The following is a 23,214-nucleotide window of genomic DNA, read 5'->3' as shown; positions in this document are numbered from 1 at the left end:
TTATATTTCAAATTCTTAACGATTTATTCTAGAAAAGCTTGCAACCTCAAGACAGCAAAGTGTTTATCCACTGTTGATCGGCAAACAGTTAGATCACCACGTTGCGCACAAAGCGTGTGGCCACCGCCCCCTCATTGCGATAGGCATGAGGCTGGTTACTGGCAAACATGAAGAACTCGCCGGCGGCGATGTCATGCGCCGTGTCACCCAGCATCAGCGTCAGGCAACCTTCGAACACGTAGATCTGCTCACTCCAGCCCTCGGCATCGGGCTGCGACGGATAGATTTCGCCCGGTTGCAGGCACCACTCCCATTGTTCCACCTCGCGGGTCGCGGTGGCTTTGGACAGTAAAACGGCTTTGCTGCCGGGAATGATGCCGGCCCAGGCCACTTCATTGATGCGGCTTGTGTCGCGGGCATCGGGAGCCTGGATCAAGTCGCTGAAGGCCACGTCCAGCGCTTCGGCCACGCGGTCGAGGGTGGTCAGGCTGACGTTCTTCTCGCCGGCTTCGATGGCCACCAGCATTCGTCGACTGACGCCGGACTTTTCCGCCAGTGCGGTCTGGCTCATGTCGGCGGTATGGCGCAAACGTCGAACGTTCTGACTGACGTGCTGGAGGACCGAAGCCCGCTGCGTGGAATCTTTGTGCACTATATTGCTCACTTAGTGGCGTTGGGCAGTATACTGCGCAACATTTGGCGCATTGTGCGTCCCCCTTAGGTAGCGTGCAAGGTTATGACGTCGGTGAACTCTCCCCAGGCTTCTTCCCGTTTCTCACGGTTCAGCAAGGCCGAATGCGTGCTGGTGCTGATTACCATGGTCTGGGGCGGCACCTTTTTGCTGGTTCAGCATGCGATGACCGTCAGTGGACCGATGTTTTTCGTCGGCCTGCGTTTTGCCGCTGCCGCGAGCATCGTCGCCCTGTTTTCCTGGCGCAGCCTGCGGGAGTTAACCCTGTTCGAACTCAAGGCCGGGGCATTTATCGGCGTGGCGATCATGCTCGGTTATGGCTTGCAGACCGTCGGATTGCAGAGCATTCCCAGCAGCCAGTCGGCGTTTATTACTGCGTTGTACGTGCCCTTCGTGCCGTTGCTGCAATGGCTGGTGCTGGGGCGGCGACCGGGGTTGATGCCGAGCATCGGGATCATGCTGGCGTTTACCGGGTTGATGCTGTTGTCCGGCCCTGCCGGCGCTTCGTTTAATTTCAGCCCCGGTGAAATCGCCACGTTGATCAGTGCGATTGCGATTGCGGCGGAGATCATTCTGATCAGCACCTATGCCGGCCAGGTCGATGTGCGGCGGGTGACGGTGGTGCAATTGGCGGTGACTTCTGCGTTGGCGTTTCTGATGGTAGTGCCGACCCAGGAAAGGATTCCGGACTTTTCCTGGTTGCTGCTGTGCAGCGCGCTAGGCCTGGGCGCGGCCAGCGCAGCGATTCAAGTGGCGATGAACTGGGCGCAGAAGAGTGTCTCGCCGACGCGGGCCACGTTGATTTATGCGGGGGAGCCGGTGTGGGCCGGGATTGTCGGGCGGATTGCCGGGGAACGGTTGCCGGCGATTGCGTTGGTGGGCGCGGGGTTGATTGTGGCAGCGGTGATTGTGAGTGAGTTGAAGACCAAGGGTAAGAGTGCAATTGAGGTTGAGGAGGCATTGGAGCGCGAAAGCGATCGTTAAACATCAAAAATCAAAAGATCGCAGCCTTCGGCAGCTCCTACAGGGGAATGCATGCGTCTTCCTGTAGGAGCTGCCGAAGGCTGCGATCTTTTGGGGGCCGCCCCGTACTTTGAAACAATGTGAATGAGGGATTTTCGGTCTACCGTGTAGGATTCTGCGACAGCTTGTCGTTTGGTGATCCGGGAACTGGCACGTATGATGCTTCACAAACTTCCGCAGATTAGAAGCCTATGTCCCTGATAGTTCTACTGCTTCTGCCTTTTATCGGCAGCTGTGTGGCAGCCTTGTTGCCACACAACGCGCGCAATACCGAATCGTTGTTGGCTGGCCTGGTTGCCTTGATCGGTGCTGTTCAGGTCGCCTTCTTGTACCCGCAAATCGCCCATGGCGGTGTCATCCGTGAAGAGTTTTTCTGGCTACCGAGCCTGGGCCTGAACTTTGTTCTGCGCATGGACGGTTTCGCCTGGCTGTTCTCGATGCTGGTGCTGGGCATCGGCGCGCTGGTTTCGTTATACGCCCGCTACTACATGTCGCCGGATGATCCGGTGCCACGCTTCTTTGCGTTTTTCCTGGCATTCATGGGCGCCATGCTTGGGCTGGTGATTTCCGGCAACCTGATCCAGATCGTGTTTTTCTGGGAGCTGACCAGCCTCTTTTCGTTCCTGTTGATCGGTTACTGGCACCATCGCGCCGATGCCCGGCGGGGCGCCTACATGGCGCTGATGGTCACCGGCGCAGGCGGTTTGTGCCTGTTGGCAGGGGTCATGCTGCTCGGCCATGTGGTCGGCAGCTATGACCTGGACAAGGTCCTGGCCGCCGGCGATCTGATTCGCGCCCATGCCCTCTACCCCATCCTGCTCCCCCTGATCCTGATCGGCGCCCTGAGCAAAAGCGCGCAATTCCCCTTCCACTTCTGGTTGCCCCACGCGATGGCCGCGCCGACACCGGTCTCGGCCTACCTGCACTCTGCGACCATGGTCAAGGCCGGGGTGTTCCTGCTCGCACGACTGTGGCCATCACTGTCCGGCAGCGAAGAATGGTTCTACATCGTCAGCGGGGCCGGGGCCTGCACCCTGTTGCTCGGCGCCTATTGCGCGATGTTCCAGAACGACCTCAAAGGTCTGCTCGCTTACTCGACCATCAGCCACCTGGGCCTGATCACCCTGCTGCTGGGGCTGAACAGTCCGCTGGCTGCCGTGGCCGCCGTGTTCCACATTCTCAACCATGCCACCTTCAAGGCCTCGCTGTTCATGGCCGCCGGGATCATCGACCATGAAAGCGGCACCCGGGACATTCGCAAACTCAGCGGCCTCATTAAACTGATTCCCTACACAGCCACCCTGGCCATGGTCGCCAGCGCCTCCATGGCCGGTGTACCGCTGCTCAACGGTTTCCTCTCGAAGGAAATGTTCTTTGCCGAAACCGTGTTCATCAACGCGACCGCCTGGGTCGAAATGACCCTGCCGATTGTCGCGACCATCGCCGGCACGTTCAGCGTCGCCTATTCGCTGCGTTTTACCGTCGACGTGTTCTTCGGCCCCACCGCCACCGACTTGCCGCACACCCCGCACGAGCCGCCCCGCTGGATGCGCGCGCCGGTGGAATTGCTGGTGTTCACGTGCCTGATCGTGGGGATCTTCCCTGCCCAAGTGGTCGGCCCATTGCTCGCCGCCGCGGCCCTGCCCGTCGTGGGCGGCATCCTGCCTGAATACAGCCTGGCGATCTGGCACGGCTGGAATGCGCCGATGATCATGAGCCTGATTGCCATGTCCGGTGGCATCGTGCTCTACCTGTTGCTGCGCAATCAGTTCAAGCTAGGGCGTTTCAAGTGCCCGCCGATCATCGGCCGGCTCAACGGCAAGCGCTTGTTCGAGCGCAGCCTGGTGATCATGATGCGCGTGGCCCGTCGTCTGGAGCGGCGCGTCAACACCAAACGCCTGCAAACCCAATTGTTCCTGATGGTACTGGCGGCGGTGCTCGCCGGGTTGATCCCGATGCTCCACAGCAGCCTGAGCTGGGGCGACCGACCGAAGATTGCAGGTTCGATCGTGTTCGTGATCCTCTGGCTGCTGGCGATTGCCTGTGCCCTCGGTGCGGCGTGGCAGGCCAAATATCACCGACTCGCGGCCCTGACCATGGTCAGCGTCTGCGGCCTGATGACCTGCGTGACCTTCGTCTGGTTCTCGGCACCGGACCTGGCGCTGACGCAACTGGTGGTCGAAGTGGTGACCACGGTGCTGATTCTGCTGGGCCTGCGCTGGCTGCCTCGACGGATCGAAGAGGTGTCGCCGCTGCCGAGCAGCCTGCGCAAGGCGCGCATCCGGCGGATCCGCGACTTGCTGTTGTCGACCGTGGTCGGCGGTGGCATGGCGTTGCTGGCCTACGCCATGCTGACGCGCCAGACACCGAATGATATTTCCTCGTTCTACCTCAGTCGTGCCCTGCCTGAAGGCGGTGGCAGCAACGTGGTCAACGTGATGCTGGTGGACTTCCGAGGCTTCGATACCCTCGGTGAAATCACCGTGCTGGTGGCCGTGGCCCTGACGGTGTTCGCCCTGCTGCGTCGCTTCCGTCCTCCCAAGGAAAGCCTGCAGTTGCCAGCCCAACAGCGTCTGCTGGCGCCGGACGTGGTCACCGATCTGGTCAACCCGCGTCATGCCAGCGACACCGCGCTTGGCTTCATGATGGTCCCGGCGGTGCTGGTGCGCCTGCTGCTGCCGATTGCGCTGGTAGTGTCGTTCTACCTGTTCATGCGCGGCCACAATCAACCGGGCGGTGGGTTTGTCGCCGGGCTGGTGATGTCGGTGGCGTTCATCCTGCAATACATGGTCGCCGGCACCCAGTGGGTCGAAGCGCAAATGAGCCTGCGGCCCCTGCGCTGGATGGGCATCGGCCTGCTGTTTGCCACGGTCACGGGGCTTGGGGCGATGGCCGTCGGTTATCCGTTCCTGACCACTCATACCTGGCATTTCGAGCTGCCGGTGCTGGGCGACATTCACATCGCCAGCGCGCTGTTCTTCGATGTTGGCGTGTATGCCGTGGTGGTGGGTTCGACGCTGTTGATCCTGACCGCCCTCGCGCACCAATCGGTTCGCGGCCACAAAACCGCTGCCCAGCCTAAATCCGTCGCCACGAAAGGAGCCGTCTGATGGAAGAAGTCATCGCAATCGCCATCGGCGTACTGGCCGCGTCCGGCGTCTGGCTGATCCTGCGCCCCCGGACATTCCAGGTGGTCATGGGCCTGTGCCTGCTGTCTTACGGCGTCAACCTGTTCATCTTCAGCATGGGCAGCCTGTTCATCGGCAGGGAGCCGATCATCAAGGATGGCGTGCCGCAGGATTTGTTGCACTACACCGACCCGCTGCCGCAAGCGCTGGTGCTGACGGCGATCGTCATCAGCTTCGCGATGACCGCGTTGTTCCTGGTGGTGTTGCTGGCATCCCGCGGCCTGACCGGCACCGACCATGTGGATGGCCGGGAGCCTAAAGAATGAATCCGATGACGCACCTGATCGCTGCGCCGATTCTGCTACCGCTGTTGACCGCCGCCATCATGCTGATGCTCGGCGAGAGGCACCGTCCGCTGAAGGCCCGGATCAATCTGTTCTCCAGCCTGCTGGGCCTGGGCATTTCGGTGTTGCTGCTGCAATGGACGCAAACCACCGGCGTACCCGGTTCCATCGGCGTGTACCTGCCCGGCAACTGGCAAGTGCCATTCGGTCTTGTGCTGGTGGTCGATCGCCTGTCGGCCATGATGCTGGTGCTGACCGGGGTCATCGGCGTCAGCGCCCTGCTGTTCGCCATGGCCCGCTGGGACGGTGCCGGTTCGAGTTTCCATGCCCTGTTCCAGATTCAGCTGATGGGGCTTTATGGCGCGTTCCTGACGGCCGACCTGTTCAACCTGTTCGTGTTTTTCGAAGTGCTGCTGGCCGCCTCTTACGGCTTGATGCTCCACGGTTCGGGCCGGGCGCGGGTGTCGTCAGGGTTGCATTACATCTCGATCAACCTGCTGGCCTCGTCGCTGTTTCTGATTGGTGCGGCGCTGATCTACGGTGTCACCGGCACTCTGAACATGGCCGACCTGGCGCTGAAAATCCCGCTGGTACCGGAAGCCGATCGAGGTTTGCTGCATGCCGGCGCGGGGATACTCGCGGTAGCGTTCCTGGCCAAGGCCGGGATGTGGCCGCTGAACTTCTGGCTGGTGCCGGCCTATTCCTCGGCCAGTGCGCCGGTAGCGGCGATGTTCGCGATCATGACCAAAGTCGGCGTCTATACCTTGCTGCGCTTGTGGACGTTGCTGTTCTCCGGTCAAGCCGGCGCCTCGGCGTACTTCGGTGGCGACTGGCTGATCTACGGCGGCATGGCGACCATTGTCTGCGCGGCGGTCGCCATTCTCGCCGCGCAACGGCTGGAACGCATGGCCAGCCTGAGCATTTTGGTGTCGGCGGGGATTCTGCTGTCGGCCATCGGTTTCGCCCAGCCGAACCTGATCGGCGCAGCATTGTTCTATCTGGTCAGCTCGACCCTGGCGTTGAGTGCGCTGTTCCTGCTGGCCGAGTTGATCGAGCGTTCGCGCTCGGTCAATGAAATGCCATTGTTCGATGACGCCGACCTGCTTGCGCGACCGATGGAATCGCTGCCACCGCTCAAAGGCATCAACCTCGATGACGAACTGAAAGCCGTTGTCGGTCAGGTGATCCCCTGGACCATGGCGTTCCTCGGCTTGAGTTTCATTGCCTGCGCGCTGCTGATCATCGGCATGCCGCCGCTCTCGGGCTTCATCGGCAAACTCGGCCTGCTCAGCGCTCTGCTCAACCCGCTGGGCCTGGGCAATGGCAGCGATGAACCGGTGTCGAACGCCGCGTGGGGCTTGCTGGCCTTGTTGATCCTGTCCGGGCTGGCGTCGCTGATCGCTTTCTCGCGCCTGGGCATCCAGCGTTTCTGGACGCCGGCAGAACGACCGTCGCCATTGCTGCGACGGCTCGAATGCGTGCCGATCATTGCCTTGTTGGGGCTGAGTATCCTGCTGACGTTCAAGGCTGAGCCGCTGCTGCGTTATACGCAGGCCGCCGCCGAGGCCTTGAACCACCCACAGCAATACGTGATGGCGGTGCTCGGCACCCGCGCGGTGCCGAGCCCTGAAGCCAAAGCAGCGATGCTGGAGGTGCAACCATGAACCGTCTGTTTCCTGCTCCGTGGTTGTCGCTGGCACTGTGGCTGTTGTGGTTGGTATTGAACCTGTCGATGAGCCCCGGCAACCTGCTGTTGGGTGCCGTACTGGGGTTCTGCGCGCCATTGATGATGCGAAAATTGCGTCCGCTGCCGATCCGCATTCGCCGGCCTGGCGTGATCCTGCGCCTGTTCTTCCTCGTCGGTCGCGATGTGCTGGTCTCCAACGTCGCCGTGGCCTGGGGCGTGCTCAACGCAGGGCGGCGTCCGCCGCGCTCGCGTTTCATCAAGGTGCCGCTGGACCTGCGTGATGCCAACGGCCTGGCCGCGCTGTCGATGATCTGTACGGTAGTTCCCGGCACGGTCTGGTCGGAACTGGCGCTGGACCGCAGCATTCTGTTGCTGCACGTCTTCGATCTGGATGACGAAGCGCTGTTCATCCAGCACTTCAAGACGGCTTACGAGCGTCCGTTGATGGAGATTTTCGAATGAGCGAGTTGCTGTCGAACGCGGTCCTGCTGAGTCTGTTCATCTTTTCCATGGCGATGATTCTGACCCTGATCCGTCTGTTCAAAGGGCCCTCCGCCCAGGACCGGGTTCTGGCGCTGGACTATCTGTACATCATCGCAATGCTGATGATGCTGACGCTGGGTATTCGATACGCCAGTGACACTTACTTTGAGGCGGCGCTGTTGATTGCGCTGTTCGGCTTCGTCGGCTCATTTGCCCTGGCGAAATTCCTGTTGCGCGGCGAGGTGATCGAATGAGCACAGAACTGTCTCTTTGGGTTGAAATCCCGGTGGCGATCCTGTTGGTGCTCAGCAGCCTGTTTGCGCTGATCGGCGCCATTGGCCTGTTGCGGATGAAGGATTACTTTCAGCGCATGCACCCGCCGGCGCTGGCGTCGACGCTGGGCGCCTGGTGCGTGGCCCTGGCTTCGATCATTTACTTTTCGGCGCTCAAGTCCGGGCCGGTGTTACATGCCTGGCTGATCCCGATCCTGCTGGCGATTACCATGCCGGTGACCACGCTGCTGCTGGCTCGGGCGGCGTTGTTTCGAAAGCGCATGGCCGGGGACGATGTGCCGGCCGAGGTGAGTAGCCGGCGTACAGAAAGCGAGTATTAAGCTCAGCGTTTTGTGTTGCCTGGCAGGACCCCTTCGCGAGCAAGCCCGCTCCCACAGGAATTGTGTGAACACTGCAGATCCAATGTGGGAGCGGGCTTGCTCGCGAAGGCGATGGTCCTGACAACTCAAATCCAGGCGACAGCCAACAACCCCGCCCCCAACACCACGCACAACGGCGAATAAGCCCAGGTATCGAGCCGGGCAAATCTCGAATCCTTGACCTGTTTGAAGAACCCCATCAGCTCCGAATCGCCGATTGCACGGGCGAACATCAACATCGCGACGGCGCTGATCACCCATTGCAGCGACCAGTGATGCACCGTCGGCAGATAGAGGCCGACTCGCAGGCACACCAGCATCGCAATCAGCAACAACCCCACCGCCACCAGCAAGGTCGCAAAACCCGAAGGCTTGAACGCCAGCCTCGGTGCTCCGCCGCCCTCCCCAGGCACTCGCGGCACTGCCGCCTCGCTACCCAACTTGCCACCCGCCGCCCAATACAGGTGGACCAGGCTGATCAACAGGAAAATTGCAGCCATCCATTGCGCGATCATTAGGCTCATATTTAGAGATCCAGCGTGAAATGTTGCGGGAGGATGAACTTCATTGAAGGATTTTGTAAGGGTATTCGTCAGTGGTGGCGGGCAGCCATCATTGGCTGATCGATGACATTGCGCCGCCATGACACCCCTTTATTTCAACTCGGCAGACACCTTGTCCGCCACATCCTTGGGCACCCAGGCCCGCCACACATCCGGGTGCGCCTTCATGAACGCCTCGGCGGCCTGACGCGGCGCGGTGTGTTTTTCGCTCATGTCGGCCAGTGCCTTATTCAATGGATCGATTGGTAAATCGACCTTGCTGAAGAAATCGGTAATCTGCGGATACTGCTTCTGGAAGGGCGTGGAAACGCCAATGGACAGCTTGGAGGCCAATGAACGGGTTGGCTTCGGATTCGGATTGTCGGCGTCGGTCAGGGTTTTCCAGGCTTCGGCGTCAAACGGCGGCTCTTCCAGCTGGATCAGTTTGTAGCGGCCGAGCAACGGCGTAGGCGACCAATAATAAAACAGCACCGGTTTGCCGCGCCGGATGGACGAACTGATCTCCGCGTCCAGCGCCGCCCCGGAGCCGCTGCGGAAATTCACATAGCTGTCGTCCAGCCCATAGGCTTTGAGTTTCTGCTTGTTGACCACTTCCGACGTCCAGCCGATCGGGCTGTTGAGGAAGCGCCCCTTGCCCGGGCTTTCCGGGTCGCTGAACACGCCCTTATAGCGCGGCAGATCACTGACACTGCGCAAGTCCGGCGCCAGCGGTTTGATGCCTTTGGCCGGATCGCCCTTGATCACGTACTCCGGCACCCACCAGCCTTCGGTGGCGCCCTTGACCGTATCGCCGACACTCACGACTTTGCCTTCAGCCTCTGCCTTGACCCAGACCGGGCTGCGACCGGCCCATTCTTCGCCAATGACCTGAATATCATTGTTGGCCAGCGCGGTCTCCAGGGTGATGGTGGTGCCCGGCAAGGTATCGGTGGGCAGCCCGTAACCCTTCTCGACGATGATCCGCAGGATATCGGTGATCAGACTGCCGCTTTCCCAGTTCAGGTCGGCGAAGTGGATGGGCGTCTGGGCAGCGAATACCGGAATGGGTGAAGCCAACAAACCGAACACCGCCAGGGACGCGGCCAACAACCGTCGAAATCCGTTCATGCTTTTGCACCTCGTGCTGTTCACAGCAATAGCAGGATGGCCTGGCAGAAGACCGCAAGCCTCAAAATACCCAGTCAATTGACTGTAGTAGAGGTTCCTGCTTTCGAGGGGGAAGTATTAATTTTCGGAAGGATCCTGCAAGCCCGGAGCCATTACTCGCTAGCCTTGAAGGTCACCAGTTCACCCTTGCGCCACTTGGCGGCCTTGGCGGTTACGGCCTTCAGGGTTTTGGTCAGGCCTTCCTGCAACTGTTGGTGAGCGGCGAATACCATTACCACGCTGTGACCTTCCTTGAACACAATCCCGTGGCCGTCGGCTGTGGTCACGAAAGCGTAATCACCCAATCCGTAAACCGTCAGTTTGATGTCGCGGAACTTGATGTCCAACTTGCCGCCTTCGCGACTGGGTAACACTGAAGCGCTGAAATGATCACCGACCTTAAGTTTGAGTCCTGGCTTGTCGTCCACCACGAGGGCTGATTCGGTGTCGAGCTCGGCAATGTAAATGCCTTCAGCGTTCTGTTCGGTGATGTAAACAAAACGTGACTGAAACTGTTTAACCAGCTTTGCGCGCAAATCACCCAGCACGAACAAAGCATGCATATCGAGATTACTTACTGCCAAGGAAACATCCCCACATCTGAAAATGATGCCGCGCGCTGAAAAAGCTCGCAGCAGAAAAAAAGCAGCAATAGGAAAACGTGCTTCTAACGGTCAGAGAAAACCGGACTACCGACTTTAGGGAAAAAACTCTTAAAAAAAAGCACTTTTCCGACATATCGCGCGCAAAAAATTGCTTTAGATGAACATCAATCGGCGTCCAGTGACGGTGATTCTAGAGCAGTGATGCTCACCGAGACTACCCATAACGACGTACACACGTCGGCAAAATAACGAAAAGGACTTCATATGTGCACGCTGACACACTTCGCCTCCCCCCAGACACCGCACACAAACAGCTCGCCGAGGCTGCACCCGGCAGCGTTCCCCCTGCATGAGTCCTACCCTGAGGAGCCCGCCCCGCCTCGGTTTCAGGTCATTCTGGCCGGCAATTGCTTCTTCCACATCAAGGAAATCTCCACAGGCCGTGTCAGAGGTTTTCGTGGCAACCACAACGAAGCCTGCGCCCTTGCACGTGCTCTTGAGTTACGCCATTGACGGGCTACGTCCAAAGACGTTTCGTCATGCCGATGACTTAACTCAGCCGCCGGCAGGCAACTACTGCCATACTGCCAGACCAATGAAACCCGCCCCAGGGCGGACAGCGTTCAACACTACAGACTATTTCCAAAGGAAGGCTGCTACGTGACGGAATTTGATATCGGCGAATTTTTTATCCGGGGCGAAGCCAGAGAAATCGAAGGCGAATTCCAGGCAGTCATTGTCATGCGCGCCAAACCACCGCTGACCACCGTAACGTATCACCAGGTCGAGAAGGATCGCTGGTTCAAGACATCGGACGTCGCCGCCGTCGCCGCCCAGGACGCCGCCAAGGCACTGAAACTTGCCGTTGATGGCGGCGCATTGAACGCCTGAGGGTCGGGTTTGCGGTCTATGCTCATTCCTGCTTTTGCACATCGCTTACGAACGCCTGAAGCGCGGCCACCTCAGATGCAATGAAGCCGCACTCAGATCTCGCACACGACGCGACACGCAAGGAGATGAAGATGGATTCACCGACGCACGACTTGAAAGGCTTGTTCGACCAACTCGGCCTGGACTCCAGCGAGAAGGCGATCGACGATTTCATTGCCAGTCATTCCCCCCTGGCGGACGACAAGAAACTCATCGATGCCGAGTTCTGGACACCACAACAAGCCGGCTTCTTGAAAGAACAACTGCGTGAAGACGCCGATTGGTCGCGGGTGGTCGACGACCTGAACCTGCGCATGCACCAGATTCACTAAAGCAAATGTGGCACTTGTAGGAGCGAGCTTGCTCGCGATGGATGTGAATGATAACGCGTCCTGTCTGGAAAATTGCGTTGCCTTCGAATCCATCGCGAGCAAGCTCGCTCCTACAATTCATCGTGTCTAGCGAGGTTTTTCCGGCTTGTACCCCAACCGCAAACCACCCCAATGCCGGCCCTTAAGCCTGATCGGGACCGAGAGGTCATGCATCAATTCACCCGTGTCGCGGGTATAGGTTTGCAGCAGCACGGCTTGTTGATGGCTGCCACAGCGGATGCCCGTGCGGTCGGCGAATTTGCGTTTGGTGCGATTTTGCAAGGTGTCGACTTGCACATCCCCAGTCAGCGGCAGACTGAAGACGGTGTTATGCGTCGGCACATAGCCGTGCTCCGTGCAGGCGATGGCGAACACCAAACCTTCATGGCGTGTTAACAACGGCTCCTGGATCGTCGGCAAGACTTGATCGGTGTAGCGATCGAAGCGGGTCTGGAATTTGGCCGGGCTGGTGTTGGGAATGGTCTGGTAATGGCGGTCGAACAGGTCGTCGAGACTGACACGCCCCTGGTCGATATCCGCTTCGAAGCGCGCCACGATCTGGCTCGCGCCTTCGCGGGCCAGGTCATAAATCCGCTGGTGATAGTCATCCAGTCCGACTTCGGCGAGGCGCTCGCTGATGGTTTCGGCCTGACCTTCCATTTGTACGGCGGCTTGAGCCAGGTGCCGGGTCTGTTGATCGCTGATCGCCAGGTCGCTGCGCATTTGTTCGATGGCACGGAACAGGCTGTCGAGTTGTCCGCGATTGGTCTCTGCCCCCTGTGCGATTTCCCCGACCTGATGTTCGACCCCGGCCGCCAGACGCGCGATGTTTTCCAGGTGCCGACCGGTCTGCTCGACTTGCTCGACACCGATGTCGAGGTCGCTGGACAGCTCACGAATCTGCTCCACCACTTGCGCGGTGCGCTGCTGGATGTCGCTGACCATCTCCCCGACTTCGCCGGTGGCCGAGGCGGTGCGCGCCGCCAGGCCGCGCACTTCGTCGGCCACCACGGCAAACCCGCGACCGTGCTCCCCGGCCCGCGCCGCTTCAATCGCCGCGTTCAATGCCAAGAGGTTGGTCTGGCTGGCGATGGACTGAATAACCAGGGTGACCCGCTGGATATCGTCACTGCGCAGACTCAGGGCCTCGATCAGTTCGCGGCTGTTACTGGCGCGCTGACTGAGTTGATGCATTCGGGAAATGGATTCGATCAACTCGGTGCGCCCTACTGCACTGCTCTGATGAGCCTCGCTGGCGGCACTGAGGGCTTCTCGACTGAGTTTAGAAGTGGCTTGTTCGGTCGCAATCATCACTTCGGCGTTGCTGACAATCTGCGCCGCGGCACCGAGTTGCGATTGCAGCTTGTCGGCCAACTGCTTGACCGAAAACGCCACGCCAGCGGCAGACAACGCGTTATGACTGGTGGTGTAGGAAAGATCGCGAGTCAACTGGCCGAGAGTGTCGGCGTTGTCCGCAGGCGTTGCCTCAGGGAGCGCGCGCGCGCGCAGGCGAGGCAGCCAAATAATCAGCACGGCCAATGGCAGGCCAAGGTAAAGCGACCAGCCACCCAGCGTCGTGCCACACAACAAGAGCATCAACGCGATGCTTTGCAGGGTCGGCGTCAGCCAAAGGGTGTTCGCTAATAGTACGGGTGCAGGCGCTGCCCCCACCGGAGATCCGTCTCGCGTCATCTTCGTCACCCCCACGTGCCTTCTAATTGTTGTAATCGCATTGAATGCTATTACAAGGCCATTATCTATGGTCCATTAGTCGTGGGTCTTGCAGCAGATCAATAGAAGTACGCCGGAATCGGAGACAGCGAAAAGCAAAGATCGCAGCCTTCGGCAGCTCCTACAGGTTTATGCGAACCCATGTAGGAGCTGCCGAAGGTTCGGGCCGCGTTCGGACGATCTTTTCAAGGCAACCCACATTCAATGGGTTGCCTCATCGAATCAGGCCTGACGTTGGTGCTTGTCGATCTGTTCGTGACGCTCTTGAGCTTCGATGCAGTACTTGGTGGTCGGGCTGATCAGCAGGCGCTTCAGGCCGATGGCCTCACCGCTGTCATCGCACCAGCCGAAGCTGTCTTCTTTGATACGTTCCAGAGCCTGTTCCAACTGAGGCAGCATGCGCTGATCGCGATCAATCGCGTTCACCAGCCACGTGCGCTCTTCTTCAACAGAAGCTGCGTCGGCCGGATCGGCCGGGGTGTCCAGACTCTCGATGGCGATGCGGTTCTGCTCGATTCGCTCATGGGTTTCGACTTTCATGTTCTGCAACAGCTCAGAGAAAAACGCATGTTGCTCGGCATTCATGTAGTCATCCGCCGGCATGGCCAGCAACTTGTCCTTTGTCATTGATATCTCTATAAAAAAACGTGCATTAAGGCGAATTAGGGAGCGTTCCGGCAGACCTGGGTCGATCAGCGGAAAGGCGCCGTTTATTCCAAGCGCCACCCGGCACTCAATTTACGAGGGGCGGCAGTCTAAGGCCGACTTGAGGCCTCAGCAACTGAAAAGACAGCGAATTTGTCCGACAAGGCCCGGAAAATGCTCTATAGCAGCCTTTGTGGCGGTCATCGGAGTGCGTTTATAGCAAGAAATTCAATCGAGCGGCTGTATATAGAAGACAAACGGCTGTAACAGCGCGATGCCGTTTGCAGCCCACCGAACCTCAGCTAAGGTTGTGCCTCCCGAAATGGCTCTATAAAAGGAGAAGTTCAATGAAGCTGATCGGCATGCTGGATTCGCCCTACGTGCGGCGCGTCGCCATTTCCGCCAAATGCCTTGGCATACCGCTGGAACACCAGTCGGTGTCGGTGTTTCGGCACTTCGAGCAGTTCCAGCAGATCAACCCCGTGGTCAAGGCGCCGACGCTGGTGCTCGACGACGGTGAGGTATTGATGGATTCGACGTTGATCATCGATTACCTCGAAGCGCTGGCCGGACCGGGTAACAGCTTGATGCCCGGTGAGCTCGACCAGCGACTGCACTCGTTGCGCCTGACTGGCCTGGCGTTGGCGGCGTGCGAGAAGTCCGTGCAGCTCTATTACGAGCGCAACCTGCGCCCGACGCAAATTCAATTCGAACCGTGGGTGGAACGGGTTGAAGGGCAATTGGCCGCAGCCTGGTCAGCGCTGGAGCGGGAACTGGAAAAGCAGCCGCTGAAAACCGACGGCTCGCTGACTCAGGATGGAATTACCTTGGCGGTGGCCTGGAGTTTTACCAACCTCGTGGTGCCGGACCAGGTGGAGGTGGCGCAATTTCCACGGATCGTTGAATTCACTGCGTATGCCGAGGGGCTTGAGGTGTTTGTGAACACCCCGATCGATTGAGGGTTTCAACATCAAAAGATCGCAGCCTGCGGCAGCTCCTACCGGGATTCGTGTAGGAGCTGCCGCAGGCTGCGATCTTTTTGCCTTTAGCAGATCAGTGCATGAACAGGGCGATCAGGATGATGATCGGGATCGGTACGCCGAGAAAGAACAGCAATAGTGAGCGCATGATGATTCTCCTGGGTTAGCGAATAGGCGCAGTGGTGACGTAGGCATCGGATTCGACATACACCACCGCATCCCGACGACGACCACCGAAGGTTGCAGCGAAGCTGGCGAAGAACGCACCGATCAGCAGCGCGACAAACATCCACAATGCCGTCATGGCAGCGACTTTGGCGGCGGTGTCTGCAGCTTGTTTGGCGGCGAGTTTGGCGTCTTCTACGGCTTTATGGGCCTTGGCGAAAACTTCATCGACCCGACGTTCGGCATCCGCCTGAGTCAGGTTGGTGCGTTGGGCCACCAATAGCGCGAGGTAGGTCCGATCCTCGGCAGCCAGTTGGCCGTCGTTGCTCAAGGTCCGAACGAAGATGCGGGTTACGGAGCCACGGACAGCGTCATCGCTGACGGCAGCCGGGTGATCGTCACGGAACAGGCTGTCGACGAAGTAACCATACTGGTCACTGTCGGTGTTACCGGCCGCTGTGCCAGCGGCTTGAGTCAGGGTACTTGCAGCACCGCCAACGACACTTGCACCGGCCTGCACACCTCCGCTGACGATGCTGCTGACCGAGCCGACCACCAGGGTCGCGGTCACCAATGTCGCCACACACCAGGCCAGAAAACCATGGGCGGTATCACGGAAATAGACTTCATCACCGTGCATGTTCGCCCACTTCACCCGCAACCGACCGGCAATGTAACCGCCAAGCCCGGAAGCGACGATTTGAGTAAACGCCAGCCAGACAATCGTTGAAATGCCCAGCCCCTTGGCGCTCACCCCATGGTTGGCCCACGGTGAGACCGCCGAAAAACCCAGGCCAAAACCGAGCAGCACCAGAATCAGCGACAACGCCGCGGCCGCTGCGGCCCCGGCGAAGATCGCCCCCCAGGACACACCCGAGAGCGTGCTTGATTCATCTGCGCCAGGATAGAAACCATCAGAGGATCTATTCATTGTTATATCGCTCCAGGCAGGAAAGATGGTGTTACAACTCTTCAACCAAGGAATTGCACCCACCGTGCCAGTCGCCATTTCCAGATAAATCGCTATATTTCAACCTGTTATAAGTTTTGAACTTCCTGAGCCCATGCAAAATGCAAGGAACAGGCAATATCAGCGGGTTTTATGCATTGACCAAAAAAGATCGCAGCCTGCGGCAGTTCCAATGTAGGAGCTGCCGCAGGCTGCGATCTTTTGCTTTTAAATGAAGTTTAATTTAGAAAGCCTGCCATCATTTATTGGCAAAATGCCGCGCAATGTTGTGAACACTTAATCAGGCCAGCCCTATGACCCGCATCTTGACCATCGAAGACGACGCCGTGACCGCCCGGGAAATTGTCGCCGAACTGAGCAGCCATGGCCTCGACGTGGATTGGGTCGACAATGGCCGCGAAGGTCTGGAGCGTGCGGTCAGCGGCAACTACGACTTGATTACCCTCGACCGCATGTTGCCCGAGCTCGATGGCCTGGCGATTGTCACCACGCTGCGAACCATGGGGGTGGCCACGCCGATCCTGATGATCAGCGCCCTCTCCGACGTGGACGAGCGTGTGCGCGGCCTGCGCGCCGGAGGTGATGATTACCTGACCAAACCGTTTGCCACCGATGAAATGGCCGCCCGGGTCGAGGTCCTTTTGCGTCGTCAGAACACGGTGACCGCCCAGGCCACCACACTTCGCGTGGCGGATCTGGAACTGAACCTGATCAGCCACGAAGCCAGCCGCGACGGCGAGCTGCTGACGCTGTTGCCCACCGAATACAAGTTGCTGGAATTCCTGATGCGCAACACCGGGCAGATTCTGTCGCGAATGATGATTTTCGAAGAAGTCTGGGGTTATCACTTCGACCCCGGCACTAACCTGATCGACGTGCACATCGGCCGGTTACGCAAAAAAATCGACCCACCTGGCAATGTCCCATTGATTCGGACCGTGCGAGGCTCGGGTTATGTCATTGCCGAACCCGTCTAAAGGCTGGCGCTCTTCCAGCAGTCGCTTACTCGCGCTCTACAGTTCGCTGTTCGTGATCTGGAGCGCGATTCTCATGGGCGTCATGTATTACGAGGTTTCCGCTTACCTGGACAACCTGGCCAAACACTCGCTGATGCAACGTCAGCACTTGTTTTCGCGCTTTCAGGGCGAACAACTGGTAGACGCCCTCGCCGTCAGCATGACCTTCGACATTCGCGGCATCGATGGCTATGGCTTGTTCGATGGTCAGCATCGTTACCTCAGCGGCGCCTTGCGCCAGATCCCCAAAGGCCTGCCGCTGGACGGCAAGATCCACATGCTCAGCGACTGCGTCGAGGCCGACGACCCGACCCTGCCCGCCGACAGCTGCGACGCGGTGGCGACCGAGACCAATGACGGACGCTGGCTGGTGCTGGTGCGGGACAACGGCTCGCTGTTCGCTGTCACACGCATCATCCTCCACGCGTTGTTCTGGGGCGTGACCTTGACCATTCTGCCGGGTATCGCCGGTTGGCACTTGTTGCGTCGCCGTCCACTGCGGCGAATTCGCGGGATCCAGGCCAGCGCCGAGGCCATCGTCGCCGGCGACCTGACCCGCCGCCTGCCGCTGTCCAATCGCCGCGATGAACTGGACATGCTCGCTACTATCGTCAACGCCATGCTCGAGCGCATCGAGCACTTGATGAATGAGGTCAAGGGGGTGTGCGACAACATTGCTCATGACTTGCGCACACCCCTGACCCGCCTGCGGGCGCAGCTGTACCGGATTCAGCAGCAGGCGGACGACGGTTCGACGCTGGCCGCACAGCTGGATTCAGTGCTCGGCGAAGCGGACACGCTGATGGCTCGGTTTCGTGGGTTATTGCGGATTTCCGAACTGGAGGATCGCCAGCGGCGCTCCGGTTTTGTGCAGCTTGATCCAGTGCCGTTGCTACAAGAATTGCACGACTTTTACCTGCCGTTGGCAGAGGAAGGCGAGCTGGTTTTCACGTTGCAATTGCCGGCGTCGTTGCCCGCGCTGAATGGCGATCGGGCGTTGCTGTTCGAGGCGGTGGCCAACTTGCTGAGCAACTCGATCAAGTTCACCCCGCCCGGTGGCAAGGTGATTTTACGTGGGGTCAGTGAGGGGGGGCATACCCGCATTGAAGTGCTCGACTCCGGCCCCGGCATTCCGGAAGCCGAACGAGAGGCGGTGTTCCAGCGCTTCTATCGTGCCGAGGGTGGTCATCAGAAAAGCGGATTCGGATTGGGGCTGTCGATCGTTGCGGCGATTGTCAGCTTGCATGGGTTTTCGCTTGACGTGGGGACCAGCGAACTCGGTGGTGCGCGGTTGGTGCTCGGTTGCCGACAGCGCCTGATTCCCCAGACCTAGTGCCACTTCACAAACAAACACTGCCCCCCCTGTAGGAGCGAGCTCGCTCGCGAAAGTCCTGAGAGCAACACGTTTATTCAGGAAGAACGCGTTTTCATTAACGTCCATCGCGAGCGAGCTCGCTCCTACAGATTGCGTCGTGGTTCACTGCGGCGCCACGCCCTCGACAATGATGACCTCGGCCTGGGCCACACCCTCTCGCCGCAGCTTTGCCTCCTGATATTGCTCGGACCGGTAACAGGCCAGCGCCTGCTCATACGAGTCGAATTCGATGACCACACTCCGTTGCGGTGTCGCCCGGCCTTCCATCGCTTCGCTGCGCCCGCCCCGGGCCAGTATCCGCCCGCCATACAATGCAAATGCCGCCGGCGCCCGCTGGGTGTATTGGCTGTATTGATCGGGGTCGGTGATGTCTACATGAGCAATCCAGTACGCCTTCATAGTGACCTCTTGGTTTGTTTTGTATTATGGTATACCAAATTACATGTCAATCAAACACAGAGAACCCCAGCATGGCCTTCAACAGCATCGAAGAAATCATCGAAGACTATCGACTTGGCAAAATGGTACTCCTGGTCGATGACGAAGACCGGGAAAACGAAGGCGACCTGCTGCTCGCCGCTGACTGTTGCACCGCCGAGGCTATCAGCTTCATGGCCCGGGAGGCCCGCGGCCTGATTTGCCTGACCTTGACCGACGAGCATTGCCAACGCCTCGGGCTGGAGCAAATGGTGCCGAGCAACGGCAGCGTCTTCAGCACCGCGTTTACCGTGTCCATCGAGGCCGCCGTCGGCGTCACCACGGGCATCTCCGCCGCTGATCGGGCGCGCACGGTGGCCGCCGCCGTCGCCCTCAATGCCGGCGCCGCCGACCTCGTACAACCCGGCCACATCTTTCCCTTGCGCGCCAAAGAAGGCGGCGTGCTGACACGCGCCGGACACACCGAAGCCGGATGCGACCTGGCACGCCTGGCGGGTTTTACCCCGGCCTCGGTGATCGTCGAAGTGATGAACGATGACGGCACCATGGCCCGTCGTCCGGACCTGGAAGTGTTCGCGCGCAAGCACGGGATCAAGATCGGCACCATCGCCGACTTGATTCACTACCGCCTCAGCACCGAACACACGGTGATGCGCATTGGCGAACGTGAATTGCCCACGGTGCATGGCACCTTTCGTCTGATCACCTTTGAGGATCGCATTGAAGGCGGTGTCCACATGGCAATGGTGATGGGTGAGTTACGCCGGGATGAGCCGACGCTGGTACGTGTGCACGTGATCGATCCGCTGCGCGATCTGGTGGGTGCCGAATACAGCGGTCCGGCGAACTGGACGCTGTGGGCCGCACTCCAGCGCGTGGCCGAGGAAGGTCGCGGGGTGGTAGTGGTGCTGGCCAATCACGAATCGTCACAGGCACTGCTCGAACGCGTGCCTCAGCTGACTCAGCCGCCACGGCAGTTCAGCCGCTCACAGTCGCACATTTATTCTGAAGTGGGGACCGGCGCGCAGATTTTGCAGGACCTCGGCGTCGGCAAGCTGCGTCACCTCGGGCCGCCGTTGAAATACGCAGGCTTGACCGGTTATGACCTGGAAGTGGTGGAGAGCATTCCGTTTACCCAGTGATCCGCCAGGAATGCAATACATAGCAGTTGGCGAAGCCTGCGTTCGGCTGTGTGTAGGAGCGAGCTTGCTCGCGATGGTCGTTCAACCACAGAAAATGTGCCGGATGTTCCATATTCGCGAGCAAGCTCGCTCCTACACAGGACCGTGTTCCGGTCTACAAAAAACACGGTTTGGCGGATAGCCGGTAAGGCAAAGTGCTTGCACAAAGCTTGGAATACCATAATATGATATTCCATCGACCGGACGATCTTGACTGACTAGACGGACCTGCTGCTCCCCACTAGGCGGGCACTCAAAAGCCCCGCTCATAAACACAACAATGAGGGCGTGAAAATGGTGTTGAACAAACGTGCAATCGCAGTACTGCTCGCAGGTTTACTGACCACGGCCAGTCACGTGGCAATGGCGGCTGAAAGCGTCAACTTTGTCAGCTGGGGCGGAAGCACTCAGGATGCGCAGAAGCAGGCCTGGGCCGACCCGTTCAGCAAGGCTAGCGGCGTCACCGTGGTCCAGGATGGCCCGACCGACTACGGCAAACTCAAAGCCATGGTCGAAAGCGGCAACGTGCAGTGGGATGTGGTCGACGTCGAAGCCGACTTCGCCTTGCGCGCCGCCTCCGAGGGCCTGCTCGAACCCCTCGATTTCGCGGTCATCCAGCGTGACAAAATCGACCCGCGATTTGTCTCCGATTACGGCGTCGGTTCGTTCTTCTTCTCCTTCGTCCTCGGTTACAACGAGAGCAAGCTTGGCGCCGGCAAGCCCCAGGATTGGTCCGCGCTGTTCGACACCAAAACCTATCCCGGTAAACGCGCCCTCTACAAATGGCCAAGCCCTGGCGTGCTCGAATTGGCCCTGCTGGCCGATGGCGTAGCCGCCGACAAGCTCTATCCGCTGGACCTGGATCGCGCCTTCAAGAAACTCGACACCATCAAGAAAGACATCGTCTGGTGGGGCGGCGGCGCGCAGTCGCAACAACTGCTGGCTTCGGGCGAAGCAAGCATGGGGCAGTTCTGGAACGGCCGGATTCATGCCCTGCAGGAGGATGGCGCACCGGTGGGCGTGAGCTGGAAACAGAACCTGGTCATGGCCGACATTCTGGTCGTGCCCAAAGGGACGAAAAACAAAGCAGCGGCGATGAAATTCCTGGCCAACGCGAGCAGCGCCAAAGGCCAGGCTGACTTCTCCAACCTGACCGCCTATGCACCGGTCAACGTCGACAGCGTGGCGCGCCTGGATTCGGTGCTGGCACCTAACCTGCCGACTGCCTACGCCAAGGATCAAATCACTCTAGACTTCGCGTACTGGGCCAAGAACGGTCCGGCCATCGCGACACGGTGGAACGAATGGCTGGTCAAATGAAAATGACGGCAACTGCGCCCCGTCAATCGACGCCGACCGGGAGCGCCGCTGGCGCTCTCGGGGCGGTTACCGGAAAGGCGGCTGCGATGAATCAATCCCCTTCACTGGCGCAGCGCTGGCGTGGCGCCAGTAACCTGGTCCCTGCCCTGCTGTTCCTCGGCCTGTTCTTTCTGGCGCCGTTGATTGGGTTGTTACTGCGCGGCGTGCTTGAACCGACACCGGGGCTGGGCAACTACGCGCAGTTGTTTGCCAACTCGGCGTACGCCCGGGTGCTGCTCAACACCTTCTCGGTGGCCGGGCTGGTGACCCTGTTCAGCCTGCTGCTGGGCTTTCCACTGGCGTGGGCCATCACCCTGGTGCCAAAAGGCTGGGGGCGCTGGATCCTCAACATCGTGCTGCTGTCGATGTGGACCAGCCTCCTCGCCCGGACCTATTCCTGGCTGGTGTTGCTGCAAGCCTCCGGGGTGATCAACAAGGCGCTGATGGCGATGGGCATCATCGATCAACCGCTGGAAATGGTGCACAACCTGACCGGTGTAGTGATCGGCATGAGCTACATCATGATCCCGTTCATCGTGCTGCCGCTGCAGGCGACCATGCAGGCCATCGATCCGATGATCCTGCAAGCCGGCTCGATCTGCGGTGCCAGTCCGTGGACCAACTTCTTCCGGGTCTTCCTGCCGCTGTGTCGGCCAGGGCTGTTCTCCGGTGGCCTGATGGTGTTCGTTATGTCGCTTGGGTACTACGTCACCCCGGCGTTGCTGGGCGGTGCGCAGAACATGATGTTGCCCGAGTTCATCATTCAGCAGGTGCAATCGTTCCTCAACTGGGGCCTGGCCAGTGCCGGTGCCGCATTGCTGATCGTCATCACGCTGGTGTTGTTCTACTTCTACCTGAAGCTTCAGCCGGAATCCCCGGTTGGCGCCAGCAACGCGAGGTAAGCCGTCATGCTCCTGACCCCCAATGCCATGAGCCGGCGCATGCGCTTCGGCCTGTACTTCACGACTGGCCTGATCGCGTTGTTCCTGCTGTTGCCGATCGTCTTCATCGTGCTGCTGTCGTTCGGTTCCTCCCAGTGGTTGGTGTTCCCGCCACCGGGCTGGACGCTGAAATGGTACGGCCAGTTCTTCTCCAACCCCGACTGGATGAACGCCGCACTGGCGAGCCTGAAGGTCGCGGTCCTGACCACATTCTTCGCCGTGGCGCTCGGTTTACCCACTGCTTTTGCCCTGGTACGCGGACGCTTCCCTGGGCGGGAACTGCTCTATGGCCTGTTCACCCTGCCGATGATCGTGCCGTTGGTGATCATTGCGGTGGCGGTGTATGCGCTGTTCCTCAAACTCGGCTACACCGGGACGATGTTTGCCTTCGTCGTCAGCCATGTGATTGTTGCGTTGCCATTCACCATCATCTCGATCATCAACTCGCTGAAGCTGTTCGATCAGTCGATCGAAGACGCGGCGGTGATCTGTGGTGCTTCACGCCTGCAGGCGGTGTTCAAGGTGACCTTTCCGGCGATTCGTCCGGGCATGGTTGCCGGCGCGCTGTTCGCGTTCCTGGTTTCCTGGGATGAAGTGGTGCTGAGCGTGATGATGGCCAGCCCGACCCTGCAAACCCTTCCCGTGAAAATGTGGACCACCCTGCGCCAGGACCTGACGCCCGTGATTGCCGTCGCCTCGACGCTGCTGATCGGCCTCTCGGTATTGGTCATGGTGATCGCCGCCGCCGTTCGCCGGCGTAATGAAATCAGCGCCTGAGCGCCCAGGAGTA

At 59.5% G+C, this 23,214-nt stretch carries 24 protein-coding genes and 1 pseudogene; 17 read left to right on the top strand and 8 right to left on the bottom strand.

Going from position 1 to position 23,214, the window contains the following annotated elements:
* Window positions 1-88: 88 nt before the first annotated feature.
* Window positions 89-652 carry a helix-turn-helix domain-containing protein gene (locus JFU37_RS24300; protein ID WP_201119598.1) on the bottom strand — a complete coding sequence of 188 codons (564 nt, stop codon included), beginning with the start codon at window positions 650-652 and terminating at the stop codon, window positions 89-91.
* Here JFU37_RS24300 and JFU37_RS24295 point away from each other — a divergent pair.
* The 7 genes and pseudogenes from JFU37_RS24295 to JFU37_RS24265 all read left to right on the top strand — a co-directional run bounded on the left by JFU37_RS24295 (window position 647) and on the right by JFU37_RS24265 (window position 7,969).
* Window positions 647-1,675: pseudogene (locus JFU37_RS24295) on the top strand (DMT family transporter). The gene JFU37_RS24300 and the pseudogene JFU37_RS24295 overlap by 6 nt on opposite strands.
* A 230-nt stretch (window positions 1,676-1,905) precedes the next feature.
* Entirely contained in the window at window positions 1,906-4,824 is a 2,919-nt protein-coding gene (locus tag JFU37_RS24290) for a monovalent cation/H+ antiporter subunit A (RefSeq protein WP_201119596.1), read from the top strand.
* Entirely contained in the window at window positions 4,824-5,168 is a 345-nt protein-coding gene (locus JFU37_RS24285; protein WP_007944721.1) for a Na+/H+ antiporter subunit C, read from the top strand. Before JFU37_RS24290 ends, JFU37_RS24285 begins: the two co-directional genes overlap by 1 nt.
* Window positions 5,165-6,850: a monovalent cation/H+ antiporter subunit D gene (locus JFU37_RS24280; RefSeq protein ID WP_201119595.1), complete on the top strand. Its 1,686-nt coding sequence runs from the start codon at window positions 5,165-5,167 to the stop codon at window positions 6,848-6,850. Before JFU37_RS24285 ends, JFU37_RS24280 begins: the two co-directional genes overlap by 4 nt.
* A complete protein-coding gene (locus tag JFU37_RS24275) occupies window positions 6,847-7,335 on the top strand; it encodes a Na+/H+ antiporter subunit E (protein WP_201119594.1) in 489 nt (162 codons plus the stop codon). The genes JFU37_RS24280 and JFU37_RS24275 overlap by 4 nt, the downstream gene beginning before the upstream one ends.
* Window positions 7,332-7,610, top strand: a complete 279-nt coding sequence (locus tag JFU37_RS24270) for a K+/H+ antiporter subunit F (protein WP_201119593.1) — start codon at window positions 7,332-7,334, stop codon at window positions 7,608-7,610. Before JFU37_RS24275 ends, JFU37_RS24270 begins: the two co-directional genes overlap by 4 nt.
* On the top strand, window positions 7,607-7,969 hold the full coding sequence (locus tag JFU37_RS24265) for a Na+/H+ antiporter subunit G (protein WP_201119592.1): 363 nt from the start codon (window positions 7,607-7,609) through the stop codon (window positions 7,967-7,969). The genes JFU37_RS24270 and JFU37_RS24265 overlap by 4 nt, the downstream gene beginning before the upstream one ends.
* A 125-nt stretch (window positions 7,970-8,094) precedes the next feature.
* Here JFU37_RS24265 and JFU37_RS24260 read toward each other — a convergent pair whose 3' ends face one another.
* From JFU37_RS24260 to JFU37_RS24250, 3 genes are all read right to left on the bottom strand, one after another.
* Window positions 8,095-8,532 (bottom strand): DUF3995 domain-containing protein, encoded by a 438-nt coding sequence (locus tag JFU37_RS24260; protein WP_201119591.1) that lies wholly within the window; start codon window positions 8,530-8,532, stop codon window positions 8,095-8,097.
* A 129-nt stretch (window positions 8,533-8,661) separates the two neighbouring features.
* Window positions 8,662-9,678 (bottom strand): ABC transporter substrate-binding protein, encoded by a 1,017-nt coding sequence (locus JFU37_RS24255; RefSeq protein WP_201119590.1) that lies wholly within the window; start codon window positions 9,676-9,678, stop codon window positions 8,662-8,664.
* Between the two features lie 152 nt (window positions 9,679-9,830).
* The gene (locus JFU37_RS24250) at window positions 9,831-10,301 is read right to left on the bottom strand and encodes a hypothetical protein (RefSeq protein WP_201119589.1); all 471 of its coding nucleotides are present in this window, start codon (window positions 10,299-10,301) and stop codon (window positions 9,831-9,833) included.
* Between the two features lie 285 nt (window positions 10,302-10,586).
* On the opposite strand from JFU37_RS24250, the gene JFU37_RS30810 reads away from it, so the two are divergent.
* From JFU37_RS30810 to JFU37_RS24240, 3 genes are all read left to right on the top strand, one after another.
* Complete coding sequence (locus JFU37_RS30810) at window positions 10,587-10,835, top strand: hypothetical protein (protein ID WP_242485814.1); 249 nt, start codon at window positions 10,587-10,589, stop codon at window positions 10,833-10,835.
* A gap of 147 nt (window positions 10,836-10,982) precedes the next feature.
* Window positions 10,983-11,213, top strand: a complete 231-nt coding sequence (locus JFU37_RS24245) for a hypothetical protein (RefSeq protein ID WP_201119588.1) — start codon at window positions 10,983-10,985, stop codon at window positions 11,211-11,213.
* A 131-nt stretch (window positions 11,214-11,344) separates the two neighbouring features.
* On the top strand, window positions 11,345-11,584 hold the full coding sequence (locus JFU37_RS24240) for a DUF2789 domain-containing protein (protein ID WP_201119587.1): 240 nt from the start codon (window positions 11,345-11,347) through the stop codon (window positions 11,582-11,584).
* Between the two features lie 126 nt (window positions 11,585-11,710).
* On the opposite strand, the gene JFU37_RS24235 is transcribed toward JFU37_RS24240, so the two are convergent.
* Complete coding sequence (locus JFU37_RS24235) at window positions 11,711-12,934, bottom strand: methyl-accepting chemotaxis protein (RefSeq protein WP_446739610.1); 1,224 nt, start codon at window positions 12,932-12,934, stop codon at window positions 11,711-11,713.
* Between the two features lie 642 nt (window positions 12,935-13,576).
* The gene (locus tag JFU37_RS24230; protein WP_007907888.1) at window positions 13,577-13,981 is read right to left on the bottom strand and encodes a TraR/DksA family transcriptional regulator; all 405 of its coding nucleotides are present in this window, start codon (window positions 13,979-13,981) and stop codon (window positions 13,577-13,579) included.
* A 365-nt stretch (window positions 13,982-14,346) separates the two neighbouring features.
* Between JFU37_RS24230 and JFU37_RS24225 the strand changes: the two genes are divergently transcribed.
* Window positions 14,347-14,958 carry a glutathione S-transferase gene (locus JFU37_RS24225; protein ID WP_201119585.1) on the top strand — a complete coding sequence of 204 codons (612 nt, stop codon included), beginning with the start codon at window positions 14,347-14,349 and terminating at the stop codon, window positions 14,956-14,958.
* A 184-nt stretch (window positions 14,959-15,142) separates the two neighbouring features.
* Here JFU37_RS24225 and JFU37_RS24220 read toward each other — a convergent pair whose 3' ends face one another.
* On the bottom strand, window positions 15,143-16,075 hold the full coding sequence (locus JFU37_RS24220) for a hypothetical protein (protein ID WP_201119584.1): 933 nt from the start codon (window positions 16,073-16,075) through the stop codon (window positions 15,143-15,145).
* Between the two features lie 332 nt (window positions 16,076-16,407).
* Here JFU37_RS24220 and JFU37_RS24215 point away from each other — a divergent pair, with 332 nt between their 5' ends.
* Entirely contained in the window at window positions 16,408-17,091 is a 684-nt protein-coding gene (locus JFU37_RS24215; protein ID WP_201119583.1) for a response regulator transcription factor, read from the top strand.
* Window positions 17,069-18,463: a sensor histidine kinase gene (locus tag JFU37_RS24210; protein ID WP_201119582.1), complete on the top strand. Its 1,395-nt coding sequence runs from the start codon at window positions 17,069-17,071 to the stop codon at window positions 18,461-18,463. Before JFU37_RS24215 ends, JFU37_RS24210 begins: the two co-directional genes overlap by 23 nt.
* A 144-nt stretch (window positions 18,464-18,607) precedes the next feature.
* Here JFU37_RS24210 and JFU37_RS24205 read toward each other — a convergent pair whose 3' ends face one another.
* Entirely contained in the window at window positions 18,608-18,904 is a 297-nt protein-coding gene (locus tag JFU37_RS24205) for a DUF1330 domain-containing protein (protein WP_201119581.1), read from the bottom strand.
* Window positions 18,905-18,975: 71 nt separating this feature from the next.
* On the opposite strand from JFU37_RS24205, the gene ribBA reads away from it, so the two are divergent.
* From ribBA to JFU37_RS24185, 4 genes are all read left to right on the top strand, one after another.
* Entirely contained in the window at window positions 18,976-20,085 is a 1,110-nt protein-coding gene (gene ribBA, locus JFU37_RS24200) for a bifunctional 3,4-dihydroxy-2-butanone-4-phosphate synthase/GTP cyclohydrolase II (RefSeq protein WP_201119580.1), read from the top strand.
* 333 nt (window positions 20,086-20,418) lie between these two features.
* Window positions 20,419-21,444, top strand: a complete 1,026-nt coding sequence (locus tag JFU37_RS24195) for an ABC transporter substrate-binding protein (protein ID WP_201119579.1) — start codon at window positions 20,419-20,421, stop codon at window positions 21,442-21,444.
* The gene (locus JFU37_RS24190) at window positions 21,441-22,385 is read left to right on the top strand and encodes an ABC transporter permease (RefSeq protein ID WP_201120070.1); all 945 of its coding nucleotides are present in this window, start codon (window positions 21,441-21,443) and stop codon (window positions 22,383-22,385) included. Before JFU37_RS24195 ends, JFU37_RS24190 begins: the two co-directional genes overlap by 4 nt.
* 6 nt (window positions 22,386-22,391) lie before the next feature.
* The gene (locus JFU37_RS24185; RefSeq protein ID WP_201119578.1) at window positions 22,392-23,201 is read left to right on the top strand and encodes an ABC transporter permease; all 810 of its coding nucleotides are present in this window, start codon (window positions 22,392-22,394) and stop codon (window positions 23,199-23,201) included.
* Window positions 23,202-23,214: the final 13 nt, after the last annotated feature.

The sequence above is a fragment of the Pseudomonas sp. TH41 genome (assembly GCF_016650695.1).
In the GTDB taxonomy this organism is placed as follows: domain Bacteria; phylum Pseudomonadota; class Gammaproteobacteria; order Pseudomonadales; family Pseudomonadaceae; genus Aquipseudomonas.
Note: the sequence above shows the minus strand (reverse complement) of the source record. Positions and strands in the feature narration are given on the sequence as shown.